The 26,317-nt window shown below is 64.8% G+C and carries 19 protein-coding genes; 8 read left to right on the top strand and 11 right to left on the bottom strand.

Annotation, left to right across the window (positions count from 1 at the left end; all coding sequences use genetic code 11):
- Positions 1-20: 20 nt before the first annotated feature.
- Genes BLR26_RS04890 through tagH form a run of 11 tightly spaced genes read right to left on the bottom strand, consistent with a single transcriptional unit; the run spans position 21 to position 16,027 of the window.
- Complete coding sequence (locus BLR26_RS04890; protein WP_093378537.1) at positions 21-1,760, bottom strand: formylglycine-generating enzyme family protein; 1,740 nt, start codon at positions 1,758-1,760, stop codon at positions 21-23.
- Positions 1,753-2,955, bottom strand: a complete 1,203-nt coding sequence (locus BLR26_RS04885; protein ID WP_093378534.1) for an FtsX-like permease family protein — start codon at positions 2,953-2,955, stop codon at positions 1,753-1,755. The genes BLR26_RS04890 and BLR26_RS04885 overlap by 8 nt, the downstream gene beginning before the upstream one ends.
- Complete coding sequence (locus BLR26_RS04880) at positions 2,955-3,671, bottom strand: ABC transporter ATP-binding protein (protein ID WP_093387249.1); 717 nt, start codon at positions 3,669-3,671, stop codon at positions 2,955-2,957. The genes BLR26_RS04885 and BLR26_RS04880 overlap by 1 nt, the downstream gene beginning before the upstream one ends.
- Complete coding sequence (locus BLR26_RS04875) at positions 3,671-6,613, bottom strand: serine/threonine-protein kinase (RefSeq protein ID WP_093387244.1); 2,943 nt, start codon at positions 6,611-6,613, stop codon at positions 3,671-3,673. The genes BLR26_RS04880 and BLR26_RS04875 overlap by 1 nt, the downstream gene beginning before the upstream one ends.
- A gap of 11 nt (positions 6,614-6,624) precedes the next feature.
- Positions 6,625-7,344, bottom strand: a complete 720-nt coding sequence (locus tag BLR26_RS04870; RefSeq protein ID WP_093378531.1) for a PP2C family protein-serine/threonine phosphatase — start codon at positions 7,342-7,344, stop codon at positions 6,625-6,627.
- Positions 7,345-7,995 (bottom strand): type VI secretion system-associated protein TagF, encoded by a 651-nt coding sequence (tagF, locus tag BLR26_RS04865; protein WP_093378527.1) that lies wholly within the window; start codon positions 7,993-7,995, stop codon positions 7,345-7,347.
- Positions 7,995-11,498: a type VI secretion system membrane subunit TssM gene (tssM, locus tag BLR26_RS04860; protein ID WP_093378522.1), complete on the bottom strand. Its 3,504-nt coding sequence runs from the start codon at positions 11,496-11,498 to the stop codon at positions 7,995-7,997. The genes tagF and tssM overlap by 1 nt, the downstream gene beginning before the upstream one ends.
- Complete coding sequence (locus tag BLR26_RS04855; RefSeq protein ID WP_093378517.1) at positions 11,495-12,805, bottom strand: DotU family type VI secretion system protein; 1,311 nt, start codon at positions 12,803-12,805, stop codon at positions 11,495-11,497. Before BLR26_RS04855 ends, tssM begins: the two co-directional genes overlap by 4 nt.
- A 6-nt stretch (positions 12,806-12,811) precedes the next feature.
- Positions 12,812-14,146, bottom strand: a complete 1,335-nt coding sequence (gene tssK / locus BLR26_RS04850; RefSeq protein ID WP_093378512.1) for a type VI secretion system baseplate subunit TssK — start codon at positions 14,144-14,146, stop codon at positions 12,812-12,814.
- A gap of 15 nt (positions 14,147-14,161) precedes the next feature.
- Positions 14,162-14,659, bottom strand: a complete 498-nt coding sequence (gene tssJ, locus BLR26_RS04845) for a type VI secretion system lipoprotein TssJ (protein WP_093378507.1) — start codon at positions 14,657-14,659, stop codon at positions 14,162-14,164.
- A gap of 36 nt (positions 14,660-14,695) precedes the next feature.
- Positions 14,696-16,027, bottom strand: a complete 1,332-nt coding sequence (tagH, locus tag BLR26_RS04840) for a type VI secretion system-associated FHA domain protein TagH (RefSeq protein WP_093378503.1) — start codon at positions 16,025-16,027, stop codon at positions 14,696-14,698.
- Positions 16,028-16,420: 393 nt separating this feature from the next.
- Here tagH and tssA point away from each other — a divergent pair, with 393 nt between their 5' ends.
- The 8 genes from tssA to tssH all read left to right on the top strand — a co-directional run bounded on the left by tssA (position 16,421) and on the right by tssH (position 26,304).
- Complete coding sequence (gene tssA, locus BLR26_RS04835) at positions 16,421-17,452, top strand: type VI secretion system protein TssA (protein WP_093378498.1); 1,032 nt, start codon at positions 16,421-16,423, stop codon at positions 17,450-17,452.
- 95 nt (positions 17,453-17,547) lie between these two features.
- Positions 17,548-18,063, top strand: a complete 516-nt coding sequence (gene tssB / locus BLR26_RS04830; protein ID WP_010221277.1) for a type VI secretion system contractile sheath small subunit — start codon at positions 17,548-17,550, stop codon at positions 18,061-18,063.
- A gap of 15 nt (positions 18,064-18,078) precedes the next feature.
- Positions 18,079-19,572 (top strand): type VI secretion system contractile sheath large subunit, encoded by a 1,494-nt coding sequence (gene tssC / locus BLR26_RS04825; RefSeq protein ID WP_010221276.1) that lies wholly within the window; start codon positions 18,079-18,081, stop codon positions 19,570-19,572.
- Between the two features lie 81 nt (positions 19,573-19,653).
- Positions 19,654-20,142: an Hcp family type VI secretion system effector gene (locus tag BLR26_RS04820; protein WP_038998241.1), complete on the top strand. Its 489-nt coding sequence runs from the start codon at positions 19,654-19,656 to the stop codon at positions 20,140-20,142.
- A 106-nt stretch (positions 20,143-20,248) separates the two neighbouring features.
- Complete coding sequence (tssE, locus tag BLR26_RS04815; RefSeq protein ID WP_093378493.1) at positions 20,249-20,764, top strand: type VI secretion system baseplate subunit TssE; 516 nt, start codon at positions 20,249-20,251, stop codon at positions 20,762-20,764.
- Entirely contained in the window at positions 20,761-22,620 is a 1,860-nt protein-coding gene (gene tssF, locus BLR26_RS04810; RefSeq protein WP_093378488.1) for a type VI secretion system baseplate subunit TssF, read from the top strand. Before tssE ends, tssF begins: the two co-directional genes overlap by 4 nt.
- Positions 22,584-23,633 carry a type VI secretion system baseplate subunit TssG gene (tssG, locus tag BLR26_RS04805; protein ID WP_093378484.1) on the top strand — a complete coding sequence of 350 codons (1,050 nt, stop codon included), beginning with the start codon at positions 22,584-22,586 and terminating at the stop codon, positions 23,631-23,633. Before tssF ends, tssG begins: the two co-directional genes overlap by 37 nt.
- Complete coding sequence (gene tssH, locus BLR26_RS04800; RefSeq protein WP_093378479.1) at positions 23,626-26,304, top strand: type VI secretion system ATPase TssH; 2,679 nt, start codon at positions 23,626-23,628, stop codon at positions 26,302-26,304. Before tssG ends, tssH begins: the two co-directional genes overlap by 8 nt.
- Positions 26,305-26,317: the final 13 nt, after the last annotated feature.

The following is a 26,317-nucleotide window of genomic DNA, read 5'->3' as shown; positions in this document are numbered from 1 at the left end:
GATGCTCGCTCGACAGCCGCTCAAGGTTGCGGGGCGGCTGATGCGAGCAGTTCTTTCAAAATCGTCGCCGGGTCGGCGCGCCGTTGCTGGCGATAGTCCCCGACATGACGGACGAACAGGGTCGCGCGGCTGAGCAGGCTCTTGCCCAGCACCGGCTTGCGATTGAGCTCTTCCTTGACCCGCTGGAACTGCGCCTGGATCACCGCGTCGGTGTAGCGCGTGCCAGTGGCAAGGTTGTCGATGTAGATCGCCACGGCGCCGTCGAGGGCGCTGCGGCCGTTGTTGATGGCAGCGGCAAACAGCTTGGCGCTGGTCTCGTCACCAGAAGCCTTGGCCTGCTGCTGGGTTTTCTGCAGGTTGGTCAGGCGGATGTTGTAGTTATTGATGGTTTCGGCCACCAGCGCCGCCGACTGGATCAGGTTGCCGGCGGCTTCTTCGCGCTGCTGGGCGATCAGCGAGACGTTGCGCTTGAGCTCTTCGTTGACCAGGCCAAGCTCGGCTTGCAGGCGCGGGTCGACGCTGGCGGCGATGATGCTGTCCAGGCGCTTGGTCGGGTCCTGGGCGTCGTCGATGGCGTCGGTCAGCGCGGCCAGGCGGCCCTCTTTCTGCCATTGTTCGAACAGTTCCTCATAACGCGAACGCGGCGCCGACAGCGCGCCGATGGCGACACGAAAACCTGTGGTCTCGTTGCTTTGCTCGGTACCATCGCCGCCGAACAGCGGGTACTCGCGGCGCATGCCGGTAAACAGCGTGCCCTCGCCTTCAAGGTAGTTACCGCCCTTGACCACAAACCCGCCATAAGCGCCCTGGCGCCGCCCGGCGTGCACCAGCTGGAACGATTCCTGGACCATCTCTGCGGCGTTGCCGAGTACGTCGAACATACCCAGCGGGTTGGGCAGCTTGGTGCCGATCGGGGTCAGGCGCGCGGCCTGGCCGGTGCCGCCGGCGACCTGGTTGAACACCGCCCAGTCGGCCAGCGGGCCGTCGCTTTCGCTGCCCTCGAGGCGGCGCGGGAACAGCCGCCCTTCCAGCTCCTGGCGGCTGACGGCGGAGCCGCCACGGGCAGCGAACTCCCACTCCACTTCGGTGGGCAGGCGCACAAAGCCTACACCGCCGTCTTCGGCCTTGTTGCCACGGCCACTGACCGGCAGCAGGTCACGATGGTTCTTCATCAACCAGGCGCTGTACACCGCGGAAAAACGCTCGGCCTCAAAGCGCGACAGTTTGACCTTGGGCAAACGCCCGGCCATGCCACTCGGTGCTTCACAGGCCGGCGCCGGTTCGCCGCTGGCCAGCGACTGGGCCTGGGCCATCACCTGAGCGTACTGGCGGGCGGTGACTTCGTACTTGCCGATGAAGTACATCATCGGCTTCAGCGGGCTGCCGGCGTCGGTCCTCGGCAGACTCGGGCTAATGCGTTTTTTCCAGTCGGCAGACAGGTCCTGGAGGCTGAACTGGCCGTTGATAAAGTCACGGCGATAGCCGGAAATGAACGACTGCTTGTAGCCCGCTTCGCCTTCGCTGAAGGGGTAGCCAAGGTTCACCTCACGGTCGTCCAGGCTGCCCTGGGCCAGCACGTAGACGTGGCGGAAGACCATCTCGCCGTCGCACGGCAGCGGCAGGCTGATGTCGTCGGCCAGTGGCTTGGGATTGTCCAGTTTATTGCTGGCAGGCTTGCTGTCGTCCTCGGCCTGGGCGCAGGACACCAGGCTCAGGGCGGCGACGATCAGCGCCAGGACGGGTAAGCGGCGGTCAAACATCTCGAATTCCTTCACAAGCGTCTATTCGCGCCACGCGCCAGCCCCCCAGGGCGGCAGCGGCCGCGCTGGCCAGCAGCACAGCGAGCAAGGCAACGAGGTAATGCGACGGGAGCAGATGGCTGGCGTACTCGCCGGGCATCTGCATGAACAACTGGTTGAGGCCACTTTCGGCCAGGGCGTACAGCGCCGCGCCGATGACAGCGGCAAACACCCCGCTGTACAACGCCTGCAGCACGACAAATGCAAGCAAGGCAGCGGTGCTGAAACCGAGCAGGCGCAACACCGACAGCTCGCGGCGCTTGCGCTCGACCGCCGCCAGGGCGCCGGCGCAGATCGCCGCAAACGCGCCAGCAACCGCCAGCGCGGCAATGATCCAGAACACCAGGGTCAGGTTGCGGCTCAGCGACTGCACCTGGGCAATCGCCGGGGCCTGGGTCGAGACCAGCAACTGGCGATCGGCAAAAAAGCGCCGCAGCGGCTCGACATCGGTGAGGTTGCGCGCGTACAGCCGGAAGGCCGGATAAACCCGTTGCACCTCACCGGTATGGCGCTCACCTTCCCAGCCGAAAGCGGGCACGGCGCGACCATCACGGTAGTCTTCGGCGGCTTCCAGCAGCGCCAGCGGTGCAAACAAGGCATCGCGCTCGAAGGCTTCCAGCGGCAGCACAGCCACGACCTTCAAGGTGGTGCGCTGGGCCTGGATCTGCCCGGCAAGCTGGCGGCTGAACGAAGCATCGAGCTGATCACCCGCCTTCGCGCCAAGCTTTTCTGCCGCCGTACGGCTGAGGACGATCTGGTCGACCGTACCGGGGACGGCCAGCCCTTGCAGCAACGGATCGTTAAGCGCCGTGGGGATCATCTCGACATTGACCACGACCTTGCGCGCAGCCAGCACCAGGTCGGCGGTCGCGGCAATCTGCCGGGTACGCGGCAAGGCGAAGGCGACGTCGTTACGCGCCGCCAGTTCAGCGACGAAGTCGGCACTGAAACGACCGCCACCCAAGGGGATGACTTCCCGCACGGCCGGGTCGCGCTGCAAACGCTCGGTAAGGCTGCTGACCAGGCCGAATTTCAGACCGAACAGCACCAGCAACGGCGCAATCACCGCCACCAGGGCCAGCACGCTGCAAACGGACAGGCGCGCATCGTTGCGGTAGTCGCGCCAGGCCAGGCTTGCGATCAGCATCGGGCGCATTACGGCTGGCCCTCCAACGTGGCGGTGACACCACCGTCGGCATCGCGGCGGCAGACCATGCGCAACACCTGCAAGCCGGCATCACGGGCCAGCGCCTCGTCGTGGGTGGCGACCAGGCAGGTCACCTGCCGTGCTTGCGCCTGGCGCAGCAGCAGTTGCATTACCCGTTGGGCATTGAGCGGGTCCAGGGCCGCGGTCGGCTCATCGGCCAGGAGCAAATCAGGGTTGTGCGCCAGGGCACGGGCGCAGCTGACCCGCTGGCGCTGGCCGACCGACAAGGCGCCTGGCTGCTTGTCGAGCTGATCGTCAATCTCCAGTTGTTCGGCCAGGCGCTGCACGCTGCCGTCATTGCCCAGGCCAAGCACCCGGCGCGGCAGGGCGATGTTGCTGCGCACATCGAGAAAGCCGAGCAAGCCCCCCGCTTGCAGCACATAGCCCAGATGCCGGCGGCGCAGGTGCGCCAGGTGCTCCTGGCGTTGTTCACGCCACAGCTGCTGAACGTCGTAGGTGTGCGAGTCGGTGCTGAACACAAAGCGCTCGGCCTGATCGGGCTGCAGCACCAAGGCCAGCAGGTCGAGCAAGGTGCTCTTGCCGCAGCCACTGGGGCCGACCAGCGCCAGCTGCTGACCGGCGCGCAGTTCCAGGCGCTCGATCTCCAGGCTGTAGCGCTGGTTGCCGAGGCCGCGGGTTTTGCGCAGCGCGTGCAGGTTGATCATCATGGCAGCGTCGACAACGGCACACGGTACAAGGCGTCACCGGGCTCGGCATTGCCGAAGCGCACCCAGTTGGCCATGTCGTTGTGGAAGGTTTCGTACAGGCGGATCTTCGAATCGAGCTCGTCGATGAAGTCTTCCTGTTCGCCAACGCTGAGCGACAACCACAGGTCCTGGGTCATGCTCAGGGACTTGCTGCGGTACGGCAGGCCCTCCAGGTATTCGCCCAGCACACCGCCTTCGGCGAGGTTGGCGCCCTTGCGCAGGGCGGCCGGGTCGCGGCTCATGTAGGCACTGGCGCTAGCGATTTCCTGGAAGAAATCCTTGGGCGAAGTGCGGGTCTTGCGCGCGGCATCGACGATCAGCTTCAGCGACTGCTGCAGGTCGTTGAGTTGCAGCTTGGTGAGCATCACGCAGACCTGCAGGGTCGGCAGCGCCGGGTTGGTCAGGTCGCGATCTGAGGTCCAGGCGCTGACCAGTTGCGGGGCCTGGCTGGCGCTCTTGCGGCCAAGAAAATCCATGTGCATGGCATAGCCGATGGCGGCGGATTTGTCGGCGATGCTCGGCGAAGCCGCCAGCAGCGGCGCCGGTTGCGCGGTGTTGCTGCGCACCTGGTGGACCAGATCGGCGAAGGTCGAACCGATCTCGCGCACCCGCTCGCCAAACTTGTGCACATCGCCACCGGGGACCGATACATACAGGTCGCCGATCTGCGGGTTGGCATCGGCCGTAAGCACCCGATACTGCTGCTCGGCGTAGGCGTGGTTCTTCTTGCCGGCCTCGGTGCGCAGGTGCAGGGCGTAGATCTTGATCTGCTTGCTCAAGGCCGCCTGGCGCACTTCGGCTTCGTTCATCTGGGTGCTGCTGTAGCGGTCGTTCTTGCGCAGGGAGCCGGCGTCACTGACCAGCAGGATCAGGCGCCCGCCGTAGCCGGACCAGTCCATGCCGTCGACCGCCTGCATGATCCCGGCAAAAGCGTCTTCGTTGAACGAATGGCTGGAGACGTTGGTGGCTTTCACCTGCTCGGCCAGCTTCAAAAAACGCTCGGGATCGCGGCCTTCATCGAGTGTTACCAGGGTCTTGGTCAGGTACTCCAGGGCAGGCGTGCGCGTGGTGTTGTTGCGAAAGCCGACCAGGCCGAAGCTGACGTTGTCCAGCTCGCCACGGCGCGAAATCTGCCCGTGCAGCTCGTGCACCACCTGGCGGACCTGATCGATATAAGGTTGCATCGATACCGAGGTATCCACCACCAGCACCACGGCGGTACGGAAGGCGTCGCCTGAGGTGGCCATGCCGGCGGCTTTCGCTTCGCCGGCGGGTGCGCTGTTGCCCGGGTCGATGGAGGCGACATTGAGCAGCTGCAGCGGCTGGCCGTTTTCGTCGAAGCTCTCGCGCGCCTCGAAGATCGGCATCAGGTAGAACTGCTCTTGGGGCACGGCGCTGGCGCTGGGTTCCAGGGCCATCACTTGCGGCACTTCGTCGGGGTTGTTCTGCGCCTTGAGCAGCTCGGCACGGGCGGCCGAAGTGTCGCCAAGCAAACGCTCAAGCTCATCGGCCTGGCGCAGGAACATCACCGGCGCACGCCCCGAGCGTTCGGTGAACTTCAATACCAGGCTCTGCTTCCAGTCGCTGACCTGGGAGGCCGGCAACCAGCCGTCGCGACGACCGTCACTGGCGGTGCCGACCTCAAGCCAGGGGCTGCCGTTGACGTCCTGGCGCTGGTAGACATAGAGCACGGTAAAGGCCGGCAAGGTATCGCTGGGCGTGGCGCCCGGCTGCTTGACGACCTGCGCGCCCGGCCGGCTCAGCACGCGCTGGAACAGGGTTTTCTTGCCGGCCATCAGCAATGGCCGGTCACTGTCGTTGCTCGCGGTTGCAACGGTGGACGCTATTGGCTCGCGGGCTTGTACCGGCTGCGCCTCCACTACCTGTTCGTCGCCACTGATGGCCCAGTAGCCAATCCCGCCCAGGCCCAGCGCGGCAGCAACGGCGATGGCGAGCAAGGCCGGTGTCGGGCGCTTGCGCGCAGCTGCAGGTGGCGAGGCCTTGGTGACCGGTTCTGGTTGCGGCGCTGGCGGTGCTGGCTCTACGGCTAGGGGTGGCACCGGCGCTGCAATCGGCAGCGGCTGGATCAGGGTGCTTTCGGTGTCTTGCACGGGTAGCCGGTCGAGCGCCGCCAGCAAGGTCTCGGCATCGGCAAAGCGCTCGGCCGGGTCCTTGGCCAGCAGGCCACGGAGAATGTCCTGATAGCGGCCGTGCTCGATCGGCAGCTCCGGCAACGGCTCGGTCAAATGCGCCAAGGCCGTCGACAGCGCGTCGTTGCCGCTGTAGGGCAGTTTGCCAACCAGCATCTCGTAAAACACCACGCCCAGGGCATAGAGGTCGGCGCGGCCGTCGATTTCCTGGCCGCGCGCCTGCTCCGGGCTCATGTAGCTGGGAGTGCCGACGGCAAACCCGGCCTGGGTGAACTGGGTGCGGTCATCCAGCGACTTGGCGATGCCGAAGTCCGACAGCACCGCAGTGCCGTCAGCGCGAAAAAGAATGTTGGCCGGTTTCACATCCCGGTGCACCAGGCCCTGGGCATGGGCATAACCCAGCGCCGAAGCGATCTGGCGGATGTACAGCAGGCCCTGCTCCGGCGTGACCCCGGCGGCGATACGCTCCTTGAGCGTACCGTTGGGCAGGTACTCCATGGCCATGTAGTACAGCTCGCCGACATTGCCGATGTCGTGGATGGTCACCGTGTGCGGGTGCGACAAGCGCGCCAGTGTGCGGCCTTCACGCAGGAAGCGCTCGCAGAAGGTCGGGTCGGCAGCCAGCGCCGCCGCCATGACCTTCAAGGCCACCTTGCGCTCCAGCGAGCGCTGGGTGGCGAGGTAGACGGTGGCCATGGCGCCTTCGCCAATCTCGCCGTCGATGTCGTATCCGGGGATCACTTTGTCCATGTGCTTGGTCTTCAACCGGCCTTGATGACGACGGCGGTAATGTTATCGGGGGCGCCCCGGGTCAGGCCGAGGTGCACCAGGCTGCGGACCACCTGGTAGGGGTCGCTGTGGCCCAGCACTTCGCGAATTTCATGGTCTTCGGCGGTCTTGTTCAGACCATCGCTGCACAGCAGATAGGTATCGCCTGGGAGGACCTGCAGGTGCACGGCCTCAAGTTCGAGCTCGGGCTCGACGCCAATTGCCCGGGTGACGATGTTGGCCCGCGGGTGCACCCGCGCTTCGGCCTCGCTGAGCAGGCCGCTGTCCTGCAGTTCCTGCACGTAGCTGTGATCGCGCGAGATACCTTCCAGGCGCCCGTCGCGCAGGCGATACAGGCGGCTGTCCCCGGCCCACAGGCAGATACCCTGGTCAGCGCGCACCGCCAGCAGCACCAGGGTGCTGCCCATCATCGCCACGCCACGCCGGGCGCTTTCTTCGCGCACTGCCGCGTTGACCGCCGACAGCCGCTGGCGCAGCACTTGGGCGAAGTCATTGAGGGACGCCGTGGTCGGCAACTGGCGCAAAGTATCGACGATCAGGCAACTGACGTAGTCGCCCGCCGCATGCCCGCCCATGCCATCGGCAACTGCCCACAGGCCTTCGCTGGCAAGGTCCAGGCAAGCGTCTTCATTGATGCTGCGCACCAGGCCGACATGGCTGTAGCTGGCTGCGGTGTAATGCAAAGCCGTCATCTAGCGCGCCGCCTCACTACCCAAAAGAAAACTGGCGAAATCCTCGCTGTGCGGCAGGCCCGCACAGCGCAGCATTCCCGCCTCGATATGCTCCGAGCCGCGCCCCCACCACAGGCTCATGCCGGCGCAGGCGCTTTCGGCCAGGGCTGCGTTGCGAGCCTGCGGGGTCACCGCTGCAAAGCGTTGCAACCCGCCCACAACCGGGCTTGAATCAACAGCACTACGAGGGGCATCAATGCCCTGCACTGCTGCATCGAACGCCTCAAAAGCGGCTTGCGGCTCGAGGGTTGCCAGTAACTGGGCTTCACACTGCTCGAACCAGTTATCCGGGCCACTCACCACTGCCGCCAGCGACTCATCCGGCGCCAGAACCTGGGCCAGGATAAGAGGGAAATAGCGCCCTACCCGGTCAATGCTGGGCATCAACACCCCCACTACAGCGTCGGGCCCGCATACTCCCGGGGCCAGGGCGAAGCGCCACAAGGGGCTGACCAGATAGGCCGGCAACCAGCGCTCGGCCAGTTGCTGCTGGCTGGCCACAAGCCCGGCCGCCAGCCACTGGTCCCAGGGCTGGATAAAACTCTGCGGCAAACCGCGACTGACAAAGTCGCCGCGGCTGGCCAGCTTGCCGTAGAAGCCGACGCCCGCCATCACAACCGCTCCGGCAGGCTGAAGCCGCTGAGCACGCGGCTCTTGAACGGGTTGAAGGCGCTGTTGGCGCGCAGCTCGTACGACACGCTGGCGCCATCGACGCGCAGGCGCAGGCTGAAGCGATCCGGGCCGTTGCCGGCCACCAGGTCGGATTGATCGAGCAAGCGGAACCAGGCCCACGGCCCTTCCAGGGTCAGCCCGGAACGACCGCTGGCCGATGGCGGCATGATCGACAGGCGCACCACGCCGATGCTGTTGGGGTTTGGCCACTGCATCGCAACCGGGCGGCTCGGGCCGTGGTCATAGCTGATCTGCTGGCCATCGAGGTCGAGCAAGAACTGGGTGACCGAGGCGTCCATGGCCACCGGTTTGAGCTCGAAGCGCACGGTCGGCTGCATGCCGCCCGAGCGGAAGAACGCATCGCGAATCGCCGCCGAACGCTGAAAGGTGTGCAACACGCCAGAGCCAATGCCGAGCTTCTGCGCCGCGCCCGGCTGCCAGCGCCAAGGGTTGGCCGAGGTATCGACATACGGCTGCAGGTACTTGCGAAAATAACTGTCCATCACCCCGCCGACGCCGAAGAACTGGCCGAAATCGTCCAGCGTGGCATCCCGCGAGCTGCCCGCTGCCAGCGGATAACGACCGCTCAGCGACTGGCGATAAACGTTGACCACTTCGCTGGTCCAGGCGGCGTTCAGTTGATTGCGCACGCCGCCCATCATGGTGTTGGTGGTCGAGTTGACCACCGACTTGACCAGGCCCTGAACTATCGGCGGCTGGCGCTGCGCGGTGAGGCTGACGCGGTTGGCGGCGGCCGTGGCCTGGTTCTTGGCCTCGCCGAGCAGGGCGTCGCCACTGGCACCGACCATGGCACTGACCTGCACGTACAAGGCGTTCATGTCGGTGAGCAGGCCGTCGATGGCGGCCGGCTCGCCCTCGCCCTTGCTGACCAGGCTGGCGAGGTCGGCAAAGTGCGCGGTGACCGGGTCCTGGTCTTGCTGCGCCTGGCGGCTATCGGCCGGAGCATCCTGGCCCAGCAAGTTACCCAGGCGCTGCTTGAGCTGGTCGACACCAGCCTCGCTGGCTTTGGCCTGGGCCGCGGCAAGCGGGTCCTGCTGTTGCAGGTTGGTTTCCTTGGCCACGGCGCTCAGCAGCTTTTTCAGCGGCGAGGTCGGCCCGGAAATCACCCGCAGAACATCGGCGGCCTGGGCCACGCTGGTGATCGGCACAAAGTCGATATCGGCCAGCAGCGCGTCCCAGTGGCGGATGTAGTCGGCGAAATACAAACGGCGCACGTCGGCGGCCAGGCTAGTCACATCACCTTCATCGGCTTGCTCGCGGCCCAGCACCCAACGCTCTTCAGCCAGGGTATTGCTGTGTTGCAGGCTGGTGGCAAGAAACGCCTTGCGATAGCCATCGAGGGTAAACAGCCCGCTCAAGGGTTCACCCAAAGGCTTGCCGCTCTTGCGGCTGAACACCAGCGCGGCGTCGCGGCCAGCCGCTTCGCTCAGGCGAAAATCGCTGACGCCCTTGGGCAACTGCTGGCGTTTGACCCGGTCATAGACGCGCTGGGCCACCGGCAACTGCTGCAATTGGCGACGCAGGTCTTCGATCAGGTTGGCATCCAGGCGCGCATTCGGCGGACGCTTTTCAAACAGCGCCTGCAGATGCTCGCCCAATGCCGCACGCTGCTCCGGGGCCAGGTCGCGAGGCAGGCTCTGCTCCCAGTCGAGGCTGACCCAGGCCTTGATGAAGTCCGGGTCGTAATGCTCGCCGTCAGCCAGCATCAGGTAGGCCTTGAGGCCTTCGTAGAGAAAGTCCGAACCACCGCCGCTGTGCAGTTGCTCTTCGATACGGGTGACCAGGCGCGGAGCGAACACGGCAATCAGCAACTTGCGGTAGACGCTGGCCGACTCGGCTTCGAGCATGTCGCCCTGGTACAGCCCCAACCCCTCGGCCCAACTGGGCGGATCCTCGGCCAGATGGCGCACGGCATTGAGTAACGGCAGTACCGCCAGTACATCGCGCTGGGCCGGGCTCAAGGTTTGCAGGACTGGCCCCAGCGGCGCGAGCTTACGCTCGACCTGGGCGATGTAAGCCTGGTTTGCGCGATAGCTCAGCGCCCACACGCTGCCGACCAGCACTACCAGGGCAACGCTGGCGGCGAGTGCAGCACGGGCCAACCATTTGCGCCGGCGCTCGACTTGCGGGTCGACCCCGACCAGCCCGCGCTCGGCAAACGCCACGGCGCTGAACAGTTTTTCAATGAAGTAGCTGCGCCCGGTGCCGCTCTGGCGTGCCAGATGCTGACGGTCCAGGCCCATGCTCTGGGCCATGGCGCCGATCAGGCGATCGATCGGGCTGCCTTCCTGGGTGCCGCTGGTGAAGTACACGCCGCGCAACAGGGCGCGTTCTTCATAGGCATTGGGCTTGAACACGCCGTCGAGAAAGCCCTGCAGGTTGGAGCGCAAGGCAGCGAACTGCTGGACAAAGCCGTAAACCAGATCGCGCCGCGCCGGGTCGCGCTCCTGCTGCAGGCGCTCGACCAGGCGCTCGTTGAGGCGTTGCTCAAGGCCGGCGAACTCGCTGTGGAACTGCGCCAGCGGCCCTTCGACCGACTTGTCGTCGTCCAGGGCAAAGGTCATACCCCACACTTGAGCGCGCTCTTCCTTGCTCAGGGTGTCGAAGAACTCCATGAAACCCGGCACCAGGTCGAGCTTGGTCAGCATCAGGTAAATCGGAAAACGCACGCCCAGCTGGCTGTACAACTCCTGGATACGCGAGCGGATGGCCGCAGCATGGGCAGCACGTTCGGCGTCGCTGCCCAGCAATAGGTCGGACAGGCTGATGGCAATGAAAGCGCCATCGATCGGCCGGCGCGCGCGCTGCTTTTTCAGCAGATCGAGAAAGCCCAGCCAGGCCGCCTTGTCGACCTGGGCGTGGCTGTCCTGGGTGGTATAGCGGCCAGCGGTGTCGAGCAACACGGCCTGGTCGGTAAACCACCAGTCGCAGTTGCGCGTGCCGCCGACGCCGCGAATCGCCCCGGCGCCAAGCTGCGCCGCCAGCGGAAAGTGCAGGCCGGAATTGACCAGCGCCGTGGTCTTGCCCGAGCCCGGCGGGCCGATGATCACGTACCACGGCAGCTCGTACAGGTTGCGCCGCTCATCGCCACCCAGGCGCGCCTTTTTCAGCAGGGCCAGGGCCTCGTCCATGCGCTGGCGCAGGGTTGTCAGTTCTTCGGCGGTGGCCACGCTGGCAGGGTCAGGAGCTGTTTCTGCAGCCAGGCTGCGCATGACTTCTGCCGCCTGGCGGCGGGCCTCGATGAAGCGCCACAGGCGATAGCCGAGCCACACTGCAAACAGCAGGGCAATCAGCGCCCAGCGCCGCCCTGCCGGGATCAGCATGTCCCACAGCGGGCCGACGAACCAGATGATCAGACTCAGGGCGATCAGGCCCAGCAGCGGAATGACCCAGCGAATGACAAATCCGAAAAACGCCTTCACTCGACCCCCTCCGCCAATACAGTGATTTCAACCCGGCGGTTCTTTGCCCGGCCTTCGGTCGTGTTGTTCGCTGCCAGTGGTTCGGTGTCGCTCAGGCCCTGCGCGGTAAAGCGCGCGGGCTGGCCGGTCTTGGCGGCCAGGATCTGCAGCACCTGCTCGGCGCGGGCCTGGGACAGCGCCCAGTTGGACGGGAAGCGCAAGGTCGCGATCGGCCGGTTGTCGCTGTGGCCGGTGATGCGCACCTGGCCCTTGACCTGGCCGATGGCGTCAGCAATGCGCAGCATCAGTGGCTGCAGGCTGTCGTTGATGCTGGTGCTGGCCGAGGCGAACAATTCGTCGCCACGGATGGTCACCACCGAGCGGTCGACGGCGTCTTCGACGCTGACCCGCCCGGCCTTGATATCGCTGGCCAGAAAACCCGCCAGGCGTGGGCGTTCCACCGGCTTGGGCTGGGTCACCGGACGGTCGATGGCCTGCACCGGGATTTCGCCCAGGGCATGAATGTTCTTGAACACAGGCTCCGCGTCGGCGGCGAGCATCATGCGCAGGGCAAACAGCAGAGCCACAAGCAACGCCAGGGCGATGGCCAGGCCCACCCAGGGCGGGATGAACTGCGACAGCCGATCTCGGCTGACGCTGACCCCGCGCCAGTGCGGCGACAGTTCGCGCTCGAACTCACCCCGGGCGCTGCGGATAGCGGCAGCAGTGCGTTCGCGCAAGGCTTCGAGCTGGGCGCGGCCACCGTTGATAACCCGGTAACGGCCCTCGAAGCCCAGGCACATGCACAGGTACAGCAACTCCAGCAGGTACAGGCGTTCGCGCGGGCTCTGCAGGCAGTGCTCGAGCAGCTGGAATACCTTCTCGCCCCCCCAGGCTTCGTTGTGCACAGTGATCAGCAGGCTCTGCTTGCCCCAGTCACTGCTGCTGCCCCACGGCGTGCTGAGCACCGCTTCATCGAGCGCAGTGCACAGCGCGTAACGGGCCAGCATGACTTCGTTACGGGCCACACCGGCGGCTTCGGCGCGCTCTTCGAACTGACGCAGATAAGCCAGCAACTGCGCACGCAGGCTGGACGGGGCCGGATGGGCGATGGTGCTGCGCAAGCGGGTCAGCAAGGCCAACAATGGCCCGGCGGCGCTTTCCAGCGGGTTGAGGCCCAGCGCCTGGCCGGCGGGCAGCGGCTGCGCCGGCATCGACGGCGCCGCCACAGGCTCCGGCGTACCGGCCTGCGGGCCGCGGCCACCGGGGCGCGGCATGAACTGGGTGCGGTCGTTGGCCGGTGGCGCCGACGGGTCGTTAGGCTGCATTGCGGCTTATCCTCGGATGGCCCAGAAGGCCAGGTTCAGCCCCGGGAACTCGCCTGCGACGTAGAAGGCAAAGCCGCCGGCGTTCTGCAGTTGCTGCCAGTGCTCGCTGCCGCGATCGAGCTCGTAGTAGGTGGAGCCGGCATGGAACGGGATCTGCCGTGGTGCCACCGGCAGCGGCAACAGACCGATGCCCGGCAGTTGCAGGTTGACCAGGTCACGGATGTGCTCGACCGCGCCGATCTTGCTTTGCTGGGCGAAGCGCCCGCGCAGGGTTTCGCTCGGCACGTCGGCACGCACCACGAGAATGAAACTGGCATTGTCGAGCAGGCTGCGGTCGGCAAGCATGGCGACATGAATGCCATAGGCCTTCTCGACAATCGGGATCGGCGTGGCCTTGCTGTCGATCAGCATCGACAGGGCTTCGCGCAGCGCCTGCATGACCGGGGCGAAGCTCGCCGCCAGGTCGTCATGCTGGTACACCGGGAACTCACCCGGGCGGCGGTTGCTGGCACAGAAGGTGGCAAACTCACCGGCCAGGCTGACCAGCTCGCTGTACAGCCGCTCCGGGTGCAACGGGCTCAACTGGCTCAGGTGCTCGACCAGCGGTTGCGCGCGATTGACCAGTTGCAGGAGCATGAAGTCGGCGATCTCCGAAGCACCACCGGCACCGGAGGCCACCACCCGCCCGGCCAGTGCTTCACCGCGTTGATGCAAAAGGCCCAGCAGTTCGCTGCGAAATGCCGACAGGCTTTTGCTCGCCGATACATCCAGCACCGGCGCGATATAGCTGTCATCCAGCACCAGGGCGCGGTCAGCGCGTTTTTCCTTGATACGTACCAGGCCCAGCGCGGCATAGTCGCTCAGGCCTTCTTCGGCGGTGATCAAGCGCAGCGCACGGGAGCCAAGGGCGACCGGGGCGCGGTTCTCGAACGGCGCGTTGTCGTCACGCACTTCGGCCACCCGGCTGACATAACGCGCGCCACCTGCGGCTTCGCCTTCGTCCACGGTATCGCGGGCACCGGCGCGCTTGAGCGGCAAGGCCAGGTACACCAGGCCATCACGCAGGTTGTCGTCGATGTTCAGCGGGCTGGGCGCCAGGTCATCGTGGGGGATGTTGAACGGCGTGCCATCGGGCAGCAGCCCGCGGGCAGAAACGATGGCCAGCTTGCCCTGGGCCAGCAGGCCCTGGTCGACCAGCAGCTCGGAGAAGCCCCAGGCGCCCGCCGACAGCGGCCGGCTGCGGGCATCGATAAGGTTCTCGAGATAACGGTCATGTTGTTGAAAGTGCTGGGTTCCGAGGAACATGCCTTCCGACCAGACCACACGATTGTTCCAGGACATGGCTTCTCCGATCGCCTATTGGGCGGTGCTGGTTGGGGAGGTATGGGCAACGCTGCGCACAGCGCGAACATCGAGGCTGATCTGGTAGTCCAGCGGCGGCACTGGCAGCAGGCTGCGCCATTGCGCCTGGTCGATTTCGCGGTAGCCGACCACCAGGCCGATCTGGCGCGTCAGCGGGTTCAACGGCCGGTCGATGCGCACTTGCTCACCGGGCTGCACCAGCACTTCGTCCTGATCTAGCAGGTCGGCGCCCAGGGTCGCCGGGCCGCGTTCGGCCAGGGCAAAATAATCGGCGCGGCTGAAACCTGCGCTGTTCTTCAGTTCGAGAATGCGCACGCGCACAGGCGCGGCCTGGCCGTTGGCGCCCGGGTTGAGCCCGGCGGCGGCACTGAAATACAAGGTGACGCTGGTAGGCCCCGCCACCTCGGGCTGGACCGGTGCTGCGACTTCATCCTTGCTACAACCACTGAGCAGCAGTGTGGTTACCGCTGCCATCAGCATTGTTCGAATCATCCTGCGTCCTCAATGACGTGGCACTTTCCGTTTGTTTCAGGAGCGCTGCAGACGCGCGCTGTGCTCCTCGTAGGCGCGACTGAATTCGCGCCCGAACAGGTCCTGGAAGTCGTCTTCGGCTTCCCGGGAAATCTTGCTGTACAGCTCGGTGAACTGCTGCCAGTACTGCGCCTGGCGCGAACCTGCGAACAGCTTCGACAGCCCTGCCGGTTCGCCGAGCCGCGATTCCAGCTGCGCCGGCTCGAAGCGCCCGAGCAGGTGCTTGATCGCCGCTTCAACACCGGCCATCACTGCCAGCTGATGCGCGCGCAAGTCGTCGAAACTGTCGCGTACCGCCTGGTCCGGCGCCATGAACGCGTGGTTGCCATGGCGCAGCAGCAACAGCAGCGCTTCATCGGCATTGGGCGCGAACTTGAGCGGGTTGTTTTCTGCCGGGCGGATCATCGTCTGCTGCATGCGGAACTCGCCCTTGAGGCTGCTGCGCGCACGCAACACATCGATCAGGCCCTCGACCATCAAGCGATAACTGCGGCCAAGGGCTTCCATCTGCGCCTCGACCTGGGCGCTGTCGATACGCAGATGTTCAAGGCCCGCACCGCGCAGGAACGCCTGGGCCAGCACACTGGAGTCGCCAGCCTGCGCCGAGGCCTCGACAGGCGCGGGCATGGGTGCGGGCATGGCTGGTTCGACAGCTACAACGACAGGCGCGGGCGCCGCCGGCATCGGTTCGGCGAACAGGTCCCAGTCTTCGGGAATCACTCCAGGGCTTGCCGGTACCGGCTCAGGCGTCGACGCTACGGGCGTTGGCGGGCGAAAATCATGCTGCTGGGCAGGCACGTGATCGGCGCGGGTCACCGGCGCAATGCTCGCCGGTGCAAGAAAATCGAACAGGTCCGGCAAGGTGGCATTGCTCGACGCGCCCTGGATCAACGCTGGCGCAACAGCATTTTGGGGGGTCGCAGCGGCACCGGCCTGGTTGGCCATCAGCGCCTCGAAGCTGTTGGCGGCGTCAGCACCGTGCGGGTTGCCATCGGCAATCTTGAAGCTTGAATCGATCCGTGCCTGGATTTCGTACTCGCCGATACGGATGACTTCGCCATCCATCAACGGCTCACTGTTACCGCGACGCAAGCGAATACCGGCGTGAATTAATTCGACACCATTAGTGCTGTTATCGGTCAGGTAATAACGGCCGTCTTTATATTGAATTACACAATGTTGCGAAGAAACCAGACGCTCCGGATCGGGCAGCACCCAATCATTATCGGGGCCGCGACCAATACTGATGGCACCTGACTCGATGAACTTTTCAGGACATTGGCCAGGGGTAATCTTGTGATAACTGGTAATAGTAAGACTCAGCGACATCACGCCTCCTTAGCAACATCCCGAATCGCCTGTGGGCCCGCTGGAGGCCTGCCACACTTGCCACGATTCGCTTCCAATCCCTGAAAAAGTCTACTGAATGTCCGAATTTCGTTCACTTTTCGCTGATGTTCATCAGTTTCAAATGACATCCACCGCTACCCTGACCAACAAGTCAATAAACCTGTACGGCCCAGTATGCAGGTCACGATGGGCCGCTAGCTTACCTTGACAGCCAATTGGAAATAAACCAAAAATGCGCAACTTGCTGAACAGGCGTGATATCACTCTGATATCAACTAAGGACAACTCAGCAAATTATGTGCGCTATGTCACAAAACCAACTAGCACACATTAGCCACCCCCACCACGGGACGATACGGAGATCGATATCTGGTGAACTCAGCGCATTTGCTCGCTGCCGTTTCGGAAAACTTTCCTTGCGGCGACGACCTTGAATACGACCCGGACTTCCTGCAATTGGAGCGTGATGCCCAAGGCCGGCCCGAGCGTGTCATGGGCGATGCCATCCAGCCTGCCGAAGCTCCGCAGTGGCGGCAGATCGAACAGTCCTGCACCGCCCTGCTGCAACGCAGCAAAGACCTTCGCGTCACTCATTTCCTGTTGCAAAGTGCCCTCGCCCTGCACGGCATTGCCGGCCTGGCCAACACTCTGCAACTGATCAACGAGCTGTTGCGCCAGTACTGGCCGCAGGTCCATCCGCAGCTCGACGCCGATGACGACAACGACCCGACAGTGCGTATCAACGCCCTCGCCGGCCTGGTCTGCGAGACCAACATAGCCCTGCTGCGCGAAAGCCTGCTGACCCGCTCCCGCGCCTTCGGCCCGGTCAGCCTGCGCGCAGCCCTGCACGCCAGCGGTTTGCAGCACTTTGCCAGCGAGACGCTCAACGCCGACGAACTCGGCGGCGCCCTGCGCGACAGCGATGGCGAGCAACTGCAGGCCACCCGCGAGGCGCTACAGCAAGCCCGCGAAGCCGCCGAGGCAATCGAGCAATACGTCAACGAGCAGGTCGGATCGGCCAGCGGAGTTGATCTGAGCGCGCTCAAGCAGCCACTGCGCCAGGCCGCGCAGATTCTTGCCGAACATGCGCCAGCCAGCGAACAGGCCGCCAACGACGCCAGCGAAACCAGCAGCGCTGCCGACAGCTCGACGCCGGTTGCCGAGGCCGCCCCCGCGCCCGCCATCGCCCGCGCTTCGGCCGATATCGCCAGCCGCGACGAAGTGCTGCGCAGCCTTGACCGAATTCTCAAGTACTACGCCCGCCACGAGCCCTCGAGCCCGCTGCCGGTGCTGCTCAACCGCGCGAAAAATCTGGTCAACGCCGATTTTGCCGCGATCGTCCGCGACTTGATCCCCGATGGGCTGTCGCAGTTCGAAACCCTGCGCGGACCCGAAGCTGACTGAGGCCTGCGGGCCTAACCTAACGCACATACGCAACACCGTTACCGGCAACGATCGATGACGCCAATACCGTCGCACCTGCGACCAGGAGGAACAACGTGGCGAACCCCAGTTCTCAGAAATTCATTGCGCGCAATCGCGCGCCGCGGGTGCAGATCGAGTATGACGTCGAGCTCTACGGCGCCGAAAAGAAGGTCCAGCTGCCTTTCGTCATGGGCGTCATGGCCGACCTCGCGGGCAAGCCTGCCGAGCCGCTGGCCCCGGTCGCCGAGCGCAAGTTCCTGGAAATCGACGTCGACAACTTCGACTCGCGCCTCAAGGCCATGCAGCCACGGGTGGCGTTCCACGTACCCAACGAGCTGACCGGCGAAGGCAACCTGAGCCTGGATATCACCTTCGAGAGCATGGACGACTTCAGCCCTGCCGCCGTGGCGCGCAAGGTCGATTCGCTGAACCAGCTGCTCGAAGCGCGGACCCAGCTGGCCAACCTGCTGACCTACATGGACGGCAAGACCGGCGCCGAAGAAATCATCATGAAAGCCATCAAGGATCCGGCCCTGCTCCAGGCCTTGGCCAGCGCGCCAAAGCCCCAGGATGCCGAGCCGAACGCTTAATCAGGACAAAGCCTCATGACCGATCCGATGCGTGATACCCAGGCCCAGCCAGCGGCCACCGAGCAAGCCAGCGAGTTCGCTTCGCTGCTGCTGCAAGAATTCAAACCCAAGACCGAGCGCGCCCGCGAGGCCGTCGAAACTGCGGTGCGCACCCTGGCCGAACAGGCCCTGGCGCAAACCGACCTGGTGTCCAATGACGCGATCAAGTCGATCGAATCGATCATTGCCGCCATCGACGCCAAGCTCACCGCCCAGGTCAACCAGGTGATCCACCACCCCGAGTTCCAGAAGCTGGAAAGCGCCTGGCGGGGCCTGCACTACCTGGTCAACAACACCGAGAGCGACGAGCAGCTGAAAATCCGCGTGCTCAACATCTCCAAGCCCGACCTGCACAAGACCCTGAAGAAATTCAAGGGCACAGCCTGGGACCAGAGCCCGCTGTTCAAGAAGATGTACGAAGAAGAGTACGGCCAGTTCGGCGGCGAGCCGTATGGTTGCCTGGTCGGCGACTACTACTTCGACCAGTCGCCACCGGACGTCGAGCTGCTCGGCGAGCTGTCCAAGGTGTGTGCCGCCATGCACTCGCCGTTCATCGCTGCGGCCTCGCCGACCGTGATGGGCATGGGCTCGTGGCAGGAGCTGTCGAACCCGCGCGACCTGACCAAAATCTTCACCACCCCCGAGTACGCCGGCTGGCGCTCGCTGCGTGAATCGGAAGATTCGCGCTACATCGGCCTGACCATGCCGCGCTTCCTGGCGCGCCTGCCATATGGCGCCAAGACCGACCCGGTAGAAGCCTTCGCCTTCGAAGAAGACACCGACGGCGCCGACAGCGCCAAGTACACCTGGGCCAACGCCGCCTACGCGATGGCGGTGAACATCAACCGCTCGTTCAAGTACTACGGCTGGTGCTCGCGGATTCGCGGCGTCGAGTCCGGTGGCGAAGTGCAGAACCTGCCGGCGCACACCTTCCCTACCGATGACGGTGGCGTGGACATGAAGTGCCCGACTGAAATCGCCATCTCCGACCGCCGTGAAGCGGAACTGGCGAAGAACGGTTTCATGCCGCTGTTGCACAAGAAGAACACCGACTTCGCCGCCTTCATTGGCGCCCAGTCGCTGCAAAAACCTGCCGAGTATGACGACCCGGACGCCACCGCCAACGCCAACCTAGCCGCGCGCCTGCCGTACCTGTTCGCCACCTGCCGCTTCGCTCACTACCTGAAGTGCATCGTGCGCGACAAGATCGGCTCGTTCAAAGAGAAGGACGAGATGCAGCGCTGGCTGCAGGACTGGATCCTCAACTACGTCGATGGCGATCCGGCCCACTCCACCGAAACCACCAAGGCCCAGCACCCACTGGCAGCTGCCGAAGTGGTGGTCGAAGAAGTCGAAGGCAACCCGGGTTACTACAACTCGCGTTTCTACCTGCGCCCGCACTACCAGCTCGAAGGGCTGACCGTGTCGCTGCGCCTGGTATCGAAGTTGCCGTCGGCCAAGGGCGCCTGAGCCCAGGCTCGCTAGAACGCCCCGTGCTGCGGGGCGTGCACTGAAAAAATAATGTGGTAGATGCCACACTCTGGAGACAACATGGCAGTTGATATTTTCATCAAGATTGGCGACATCAAGGGCGAGTCCATGGACAAGGCCCACAAGGACGAAATCGATGTGCTGAACTGGAGCTGGGGCATGGCCCAGTCCGGCAACATGCACATGGGTGGTGGCGGCGGCGCCGGCAAGGTCAACATCCAGGACCTGTCGCTGACCAAGTACGTCGACAAATCCAGCCCCAACCTGATGATGCACTGCTCCAGCGGCAAGCACATCGACAAGGTCAAGCTGACCGTGCGCAAGGCCGGTGGCGAGAGCCAGGTCGAGTACCTGATCATCAACCTCGAAGAAGTGCTGATCAGCTCGCTGAGCACCGGTGGCTCGGGCGGCGATGACCGCCTGACCGAAAACGTCACCCTGAACTTCGGCAAAGTCACGGTCGATTACCAGCCGCAGAAAGCTGACGGCACCAAAGACGGCGGCCCGGTCAAGTACGGCTGGAACGTGCGCCAGAACGTCAAGATCTGATGCGTTTCGCCCTCTTCGCGGGGCAAACCCGCTCCCACCCTGTAGGAGCGGGCTTGCCCCGCGATAGGGATAACGCACTCACGCATATCACCACCGGAGCCGCCCCTTGGTAGCCGAAATCGCTGCACGTGACCGTCTGCAGCCTTCGCTGCTCGATCGTCTGACCGACGACGAGCCCGGCAACCTGCAAGAAGCCAACGACAAGCGCGTGCTTTCGCTGAGCCAGCTCAAGGCCTCGGTACTGCGCGACCTCACCTGGCTGCTCAACACCACTTCACTGCTCGATGCGGCCGCCACCCTCAACACCCCGGCCGGCACTTCGGTGGTCAACTACGGCCTGCCGGCACTGGCCGGTAACAGCGCCTCGAACATTGATATCAGCGCACTGGAGAGCATCATTTACCAGGCCATCGCCACCTTCGAACCACGCATCCTGCGCAGCAGCCTGCGGGTGCGCGCCCAGGTCGCACCGGGGGAGATGAACAACAACGCCCTGAGTTTCGAGATCGAAGGCGACCTGTGGGCCCAGCCGGCGGCACTGCCGTTGCTGCTGCGCACCGACCTTGACCTGGAATCCGGGCATGTCCGGGTGGCCCCGGCCGAGCGCCGGAGACGTCCATGAACCCGCGCCTGCTCGAGCTGTACAACCAGGAACTGCAACACATCCGCGAAAGCGCGGCAGAATTTTCCAGGGAATACCCAAAGATCGCCGGGCGCCTGACCCTGTCCGGTATCGATTGCGCCGACCCCTATGTCGAGCGCCTGCTTGAAGGTTTTGCCTACCTGACCGCACGGGTGCAACTCAAGCTCGATGCCGAGTACCCGACCTTCACCCACAACCTGCTGGAGATCGCCTACCCGCACTACCTGGCGCCGACGCCGTCGATGACGGTGGTGCAGATGCAGGCCGATCCAGATGAAGGTTCGCTAAGTGCCGGCTTCACCCTGCCGCGTGGCAGCGTGCTGCGCGCCACCCTTGGTCGCGATTCGCAAACGCCTTGCGAGTTTCGTAGTGCCCATCCCGTTACCCTGTGGCCGCTGCAAGTCGCCCAGGCGGAATACTTCGGCAACCCGGCAGCCCGCCTCGGGCGCCTGGCCGCCAGCGAACCGAAGGCCCGCGCCGGCTTGCGCATTACCTTGCGTACCGGCGCCGACCTGCCGTTCAACGCCCTCGACCTCAGCAGCCTGCCGCTGTACCTGAACGGCGCCGACGAACTGCCGTTTCGCCTGTACGAACAGCTGCTGGGCAACGCCTGTGCGGTGTTCGCGCGCCAGCCTGGCAGCGACTGGGTCGAGCGCATCCCGACCTCGGCCCTGCGCCCTTGCGGCTTCGATGACCGCGAGGCGGCGCTACCGGTGGTGCCGCAGGCATTCCAGGGTTACCGCCTGCTGCAGGAGTACTTCGCCCTACCGCAGCGTTTTCTGTTCGTAGAATTTGCCGAACTGGATCGCGCAGTAAAGCGTTGCGATGGTCAGGAGCTGGAGCTGATCGTGCTGTTCGAGCGCTACGACCAGAGCCTGGAAGGCAGCGTCGGCGCCGAGCAGTTCGTGCCCTTCTGCACACCGGCGATCAACCTGTTCCCGCGCCGGGTCGACCGCATCCACCTGAATGACCGGGTCAACGAACATCATGTGATTGCCGACCGCACCCGGCCAACGGATTTCGAGATCCACTCGTTGAGCAGCGTTACCGGCCACGGCACCGGCCCCGACCAGGCTTTCCTGCCCTTCTATGCCGTACGCGACCCGTCGCGCTACGGCCGTGACCAGGCCTATTACATCGTCCGCCGCGAGCCGCGCATGCTTTCCAGCGAGCAGCGCCGCAACGGTACCCGCTCGACCTACATGGGCAGCGAAACCTTCATCAGCCTGGTCGATGGCCAACAGGCGCCTTACCGCCACGACCTGCGACAACTGGGGGTCAGTGCCCTGTGCACCAATCGCGACCTGGCGCTGTTCATGAACGTCGGCGATGGCCGCAGCGATTTCACCCTGGCCGACAGCGCGCCGGTGGCCGCCATTCGCTGCCTGGCCGGGCCAAGCCGGCCACGGGCCAGCCATGCCCATGACAACAAGGCCTGGCGTCTGATCAGCCAGTTGTCGCTGAACTACCTGTCGCTGACCGAGCAAGGCCAGGGCGCCGCCGCCCTGCGCGAGTTGCTGCGCCTGTACGGCGACAGCCACGACGCCGCCCTGCAGCTGCAGATCGACGGCCTGCGCGAGGTCAGCAGCAAGGCCTGCACGCGACGCCTGCCGATGCCGGGGCCGATCGTCTTTGGCCGTGGCCTGGAGATCACCCTGGAATTCGACGAAAACGCCTTTCGCGGCACTGGCGTGTTCCTGCTCGGTGCGGTGTTCGAGCGCTTCCTGGCACGTTACGTGTCGATCAACAGCTTTACCGAGACGGTGCTCCGTACCACCGAACGCGGCGAGATCATGCGATGGAAAGCCAAGCCCGGACGCCGTCCGACCCTGTGAACATCCTCAGCGAAATGCAGGCCGAACCCTGGAACTACGATTTCTTCCAGGCCCTGCGCCGGCTGCAATGCGAGTCGCCGCAGCTGCCACGCTTCGGCCATTCGCTGCGCCTGGCCGATGATCCGGTGCGCCTTGGCCAGCAGCTCGACTGTGCGTTTGCGCCGGCCACCCTGGCGGCGCTGACGCCTGCCAGCGATCAGGGCCCGGCGCGCCTGGAGCAGTTCTTCTTTGGCCTAGGCGGCCCCAACGGCCCCTTACCGCTGCACCTGACCGAGTACATGCGCGAGCGCCAGCGCAACAACGCCGACAGCACCAGCAAGCGCTTTCTCGATGTCTTTCATCACCGTCTGCTGAGCCTGTTCTACCGGGCCTGGGCCGAAGCGCGGCCGACGGTCAGCCATGACCGGCCCAATGACGACTACTGGGCCGCCCGACTGGCCGCCCTGAGCGGGCGCGGCACCCCGGCGCTGCGTGATCAGGGCCCGTTGCCGGATACCGCCAAGTTGCACTACAGCGGCCACCTAGCCGCCCAGACCCGCTATCCGGATGGCCTGCGCGGCATTCTCGGGGCCTACTTCGGTGTGCCGGTAAGCATCGAGGAATACGTTGGCCAGTGGCTGCAACTGCCTGAACGCAGCCGCCTGGGCGCGAGCGCCAATCAGCTGGGCATGGATGTGTGCCTGGGCAGCCATGTCTGGGACCGCCAGCACAAGTTCCGCATCTGCCTGGGGCCGCTGAGCCTGGAGCAATACCTGTCGCTATTGCCCGATGGCAGTGCCTTCGCCGAGCTGGTGGCCTGGGTCGCCGAGCACCAGGGGCACGAGCTGGACTGGGACCTTCAACTGATTCTGCAGCAGGACGAAATACCCGTACTGCAACTCAACACTGGCCGACGCCTGGGTTTCGATACCTGGCTCGGCCGCCCGCAACACGATGCCAGCGACCTGACACTGGCTCGGTACTACGCCGAGACGCGCGCATCGCAATCCACAAGGAGTCCGGAACATGGGTGAAATCAGCCGCGCCGCGCTGTTCGGCAAGCTCAACAGCGTCGCTTACAAGGCCATCGAGGCCGCCACGGTGTTCTGCAAACTGCGGGGCAACCCCTATGTGGAACTGGCTCACTGGTTTCATCAGTTGCTGCAACTGCAGGACTCGGACCTGCACCGCATCATTCGCCAGTTCAACCTGGAGCCAGCACGCCTGGCCCGCGAACTGACCGAGGCCCTGGACCGCCTGCCGCGCGGCTCGACCTCGATCACCGACCTGTCGTCCCACGTCGAAGAGGCGGTGGAGCGTGGCTGGGTGTATGGCAGCCTGATGTTCGGCGAAAGCCAGGTGCGCACCGGTTACCTGGTGCTCGGCATCCTCAAGACTCCGAGCCTGCGCAATGCCCTGCTCGGCCTGTCGTCGGAGTTTGCCAAGATCAAGGTCGAAGCCCTCAGCGAGCGCTTTGACGAGTACGTCGGCGACTCACCGGAAAACGCCCTGGGCGCCAGCGACGGTTTCAATGCCGGCGCCGTGCCGGGCGAAGCCAGCGGCGCCATGGCCCCCAGCGCCCTGGGCAAGCAGGAAGCGCTCAAGCGCTTTACCGTCGACCTCACCGAGCAGGCGCGCAGCGGCAAGCTCGACCCGATCGTTGGTCGCGACGAAGAGATTCGCCAACTGGTGGATATCCTCATGCGTCGCCGGCAGAACAACCCGATCCTCACCGGTGAAGCCGGGGTGGGCAAAACCGCGGTGGTTGAAGGCTTTGCCCTGCGCATCGTTGCCGGCGATGTTCCGCCATCGCTCAAGGACGTCGAATTGCGCAGCCTGGATGTCGGCCTGCTACAGGCCGGGGCGAGCATGAAAGGCGAGTTCGAACAGCGCCTGCGCCAGGTCATCGAGGACGTGCAGGCCTCGCCCAGACCGATCATCCTGTTCATCGACGAAGCCCACACCCTGGTCGGTGCCGGTGGTGCCGCCGGCACCGGCGATGCTGCCAACCTGCTCAAGCCCGCGCTGGCCCGTGGCAGCTTGCGCACCGTGGCCGCCACCACCTGGGCCGAGTACAAGAAGCACATCGAGAAAGACCCGGCCCTGACCCGGCGTTTTCAGGTGGTGCAGGTCGCCGAGCCGAGCGAAGACAAGGCACTGCTGATGATGCGCGGCGTGGCCTCGACCATGGAGCAGCACCATCAGGTGCAGATCCTCGATGAAGCCCTGGAAGCCTCGGTCAAGCTCTCCCACCGCTACATCCCGGCGCGCCAGTTGCCAGACAAGTCCGTCAGCCTGCTCGACACCGCCTGCGCCCGTGTCGCCATCAGCCTGCATGCGGTACCGGCCGAGGTCGACGACAGCCGTCGACGCATCGAGGCACTGCAAACCGAGCTGCAGATCATCGCCCGCGAGCAGGCCATCGGTATCGCCATCGGCAACCGCCAGCAACAGTCTGAAACCTTGCTGGCTACCGAGCGCGAGCGCCTGGCCGAACTGGAAAGCCGTTGGGCCGAAGAGAAGGCCCTGGTCGACGAGCTGCTGGCCACCCGCGCGCAGCTGCGCGAAAACGTTGGGGTGGTCGACCGCGACACCGGCAGCGAACAGAGCCATGAGCTGCGCGAAAAACTCATCGAGCTGCAGCAGCGCCTGAGCGCCCTGCAAGGTGAAACCCCGCTGATCCTGCCAACCGTCGACTATCAGGCGGTGGCCTCGGTGGTTGCCGACTGGACCGGCATCCCGGTCGGACGCATGGCCCGCAACGAGCTCGAGACCGTGCTCAAGCTCGACCAGCACCTGGCCAAGCGCATCATTGGCCAGGACCATGCGCTGCAGATGATCGCCAAGCGTATCCAGACCTCCCGCGCCGGCCTCGACAACCCCAACAAACCAATCGGCGTGTTCATGCTCGCCGGCACCTCCGGGGTAGGCAAGACCGAAACCGCCCTGGCCCTGGCCGAAGCCATGTACGGCGGTGAGCAGAACGTCATCACCATCAACATGAGCGAGTTCCAGGAAGCCCATACCGTCTCGACCCTCAAGGGCGCCCCGCCCGGCTATGTCGGTTATGGCGAAGGCGGCGTGCTGACCGAAGCGGTGCGGCGCAAGCCCTACAGCGTGGTGCTGCTCGACGAGGTGGAAAAAGCCCACCCGGACGTGCACGAAATTTTCTTCCAGGTGTTCGACAAGGGCGTGATGGAAGACGGCGAAGGCCGGGTGATCGACTTCAAGAACACCTTGATCCTGCTCACCACCAACGCCGGTACCGAGCTGATTTCCCGGGTGTGCAAAGACCCGCAGAACACCCCTGAACCCGAGGCCATCGCCAGCGCCCTGCGCCAACCGCTGCTGGAAATCTTCCCGCCGGCGCTGCTCGGCCGCCTGGTGACCATCCCCTACTACCCGCTCAGCGACGAGATGCTCAAGGCCATCACCCGCCTGCAGCTCGAGCGCATCCGCAAGCGCGTGCAAGGCACCCACAAAGTGGCCTTCGACTACGACGACGAAGTGGTCGACTTGATCGTTTCGCGCTGCAGCGAGACCGAGAGCGGCGGGCGGATGATCGACGCGATCCTGACCAACAGCCTGCTGCCGGACATGAGCCGCGAGTTCCTCACCCGCATGCTCGAAGGCAAGGCCCTGGCCGGGGTGCGCATCAGCCGCCGCGACAACGACCTGCACTACCACTTCAGCGACGCGCCGTGATGGCGCGTTTGAC

Source organism: Pseudomonas sp. UC 17F4, assembly GCF_900101695.1.
GTDB lineage: Bacteria > Pseudomonadota > Gammaproteobacteria > Pseudomonadales > Pseudomonadaceae > Aquipseudomonas.
This window is presented reverse-complemented; position numbering and strand designations above follow the sequence as displayed.

What these genes read in the sequence shown, in the direction of transcription:
- tssH (WP_093378479.1), top strand. Translation starts at nt 23,626, where the DNA reads ATGGGTGAAATCAGCCGCGCCGCGCTGTTCGGCAAGCTCAACAGCGTC.
- tagH (WP_093378503.1), bottom strand. Translation starts at nt 16,027, where the DNA reads ATGTCGCTGAGTCTTACTATTACCAGTTATCACAAGATTACCCCTGGC.
- tagF (WP_093378527.1), bottom strand. Translation starts at nt 7,995, where the DNA reads ATGGCGGGCGTCGGCTTCTACGGCAAGCTGGCCAGCCGCGGCGACTTT.
- BLR26_RS04875 (WP_093387244.1), bottom strand. Translation starts at nt 6,613, where the DNA reads ATGGACAAAGTGATCCCCGGATACGACATCGACGGCGAGATTGGCGAA.
- BLR26_RS04880 (WP_093387249.1), bottom strand. Translation starts at nt 3,671, where the DNA reads ATGATCAACCTGCACGCGCTGCGCAAAACCCGCGGCCTCGGCAACCAG.
- tssJ (WP_093378507.1), bottom strand. Translation starts at nt 14,659, where the DNA reads ATGATTCGAACAATGCTGATGGCAGCGGTAACCACACTGCTGCTCAGT.
- tssF (WP_093378488.1), top strand. Translation starts at nt 20,761, where the DNA reads ATGAACCCGCGCCTGCTCGAGCTGTACAACCAGGAACTGCAACACATC.
- BLR26_RS04855 (WP_093378517.1), bottom strand. Translation starts at nt 12,805, where the DNA reads ATGCAGCCTAACGACCCGTCGGCGCCACCGGCCAACGACCGCACCCAG.
- BLR26_RS04870 (WP_093378531.1), bottom strand. Translation starts at nt 7,344, where the DNA reads ATGACGGCTTTGCATTACACCGCAGCCAGCTACAGCCATGTCGGCCTG.
- tssK (WP_093378512.1), bottom strand. Translation starts at nt 14,146, where the DNA reads ATGTCCTGGAACAATCGTGTGGTCTGGTCGGAAGGCATGTTCCTCGGA.
- BLR26_RS04820 (WP_038998241.1), top strand. Translation starts at nt 19,654, where the DNA reads ATGGCAGTTGATATTTTCATCAAGATTGGCGACATCAAGGGCGAGTCC.
- tssC (WP_010221276.1), top strand. Translation starts at nt 18,079, where the DNA reads ATGACCGATCCGATGCGTGATACCCAGGCCCAGCCAGCGGCCACCGAG.
- BLR26_RS04885 (WP_093378534.1), bottom strand. Translation starts at nt 2,955, where the DNA reads ATGCGCCCGATGCTGATCGCAAGCCTGGCCTGGCGCGACTACCGCAAC.
- BLR26_RS04890 (WP_093378537.1), bottom strand. Translation starts at nt 1,760, where the DNA reads ATGTTTGACCGCCGCTTACCCGTCCTGGCGCTGATCGTCGCCGCCCTG.
- tssG (WP_093378484.1), top strand. Translation starts at nt 22,584, where the DNA reads ATGGAAAGCCAAGCCCGGACGCCGTCCGACCCTGTGAACATCCTCAGC.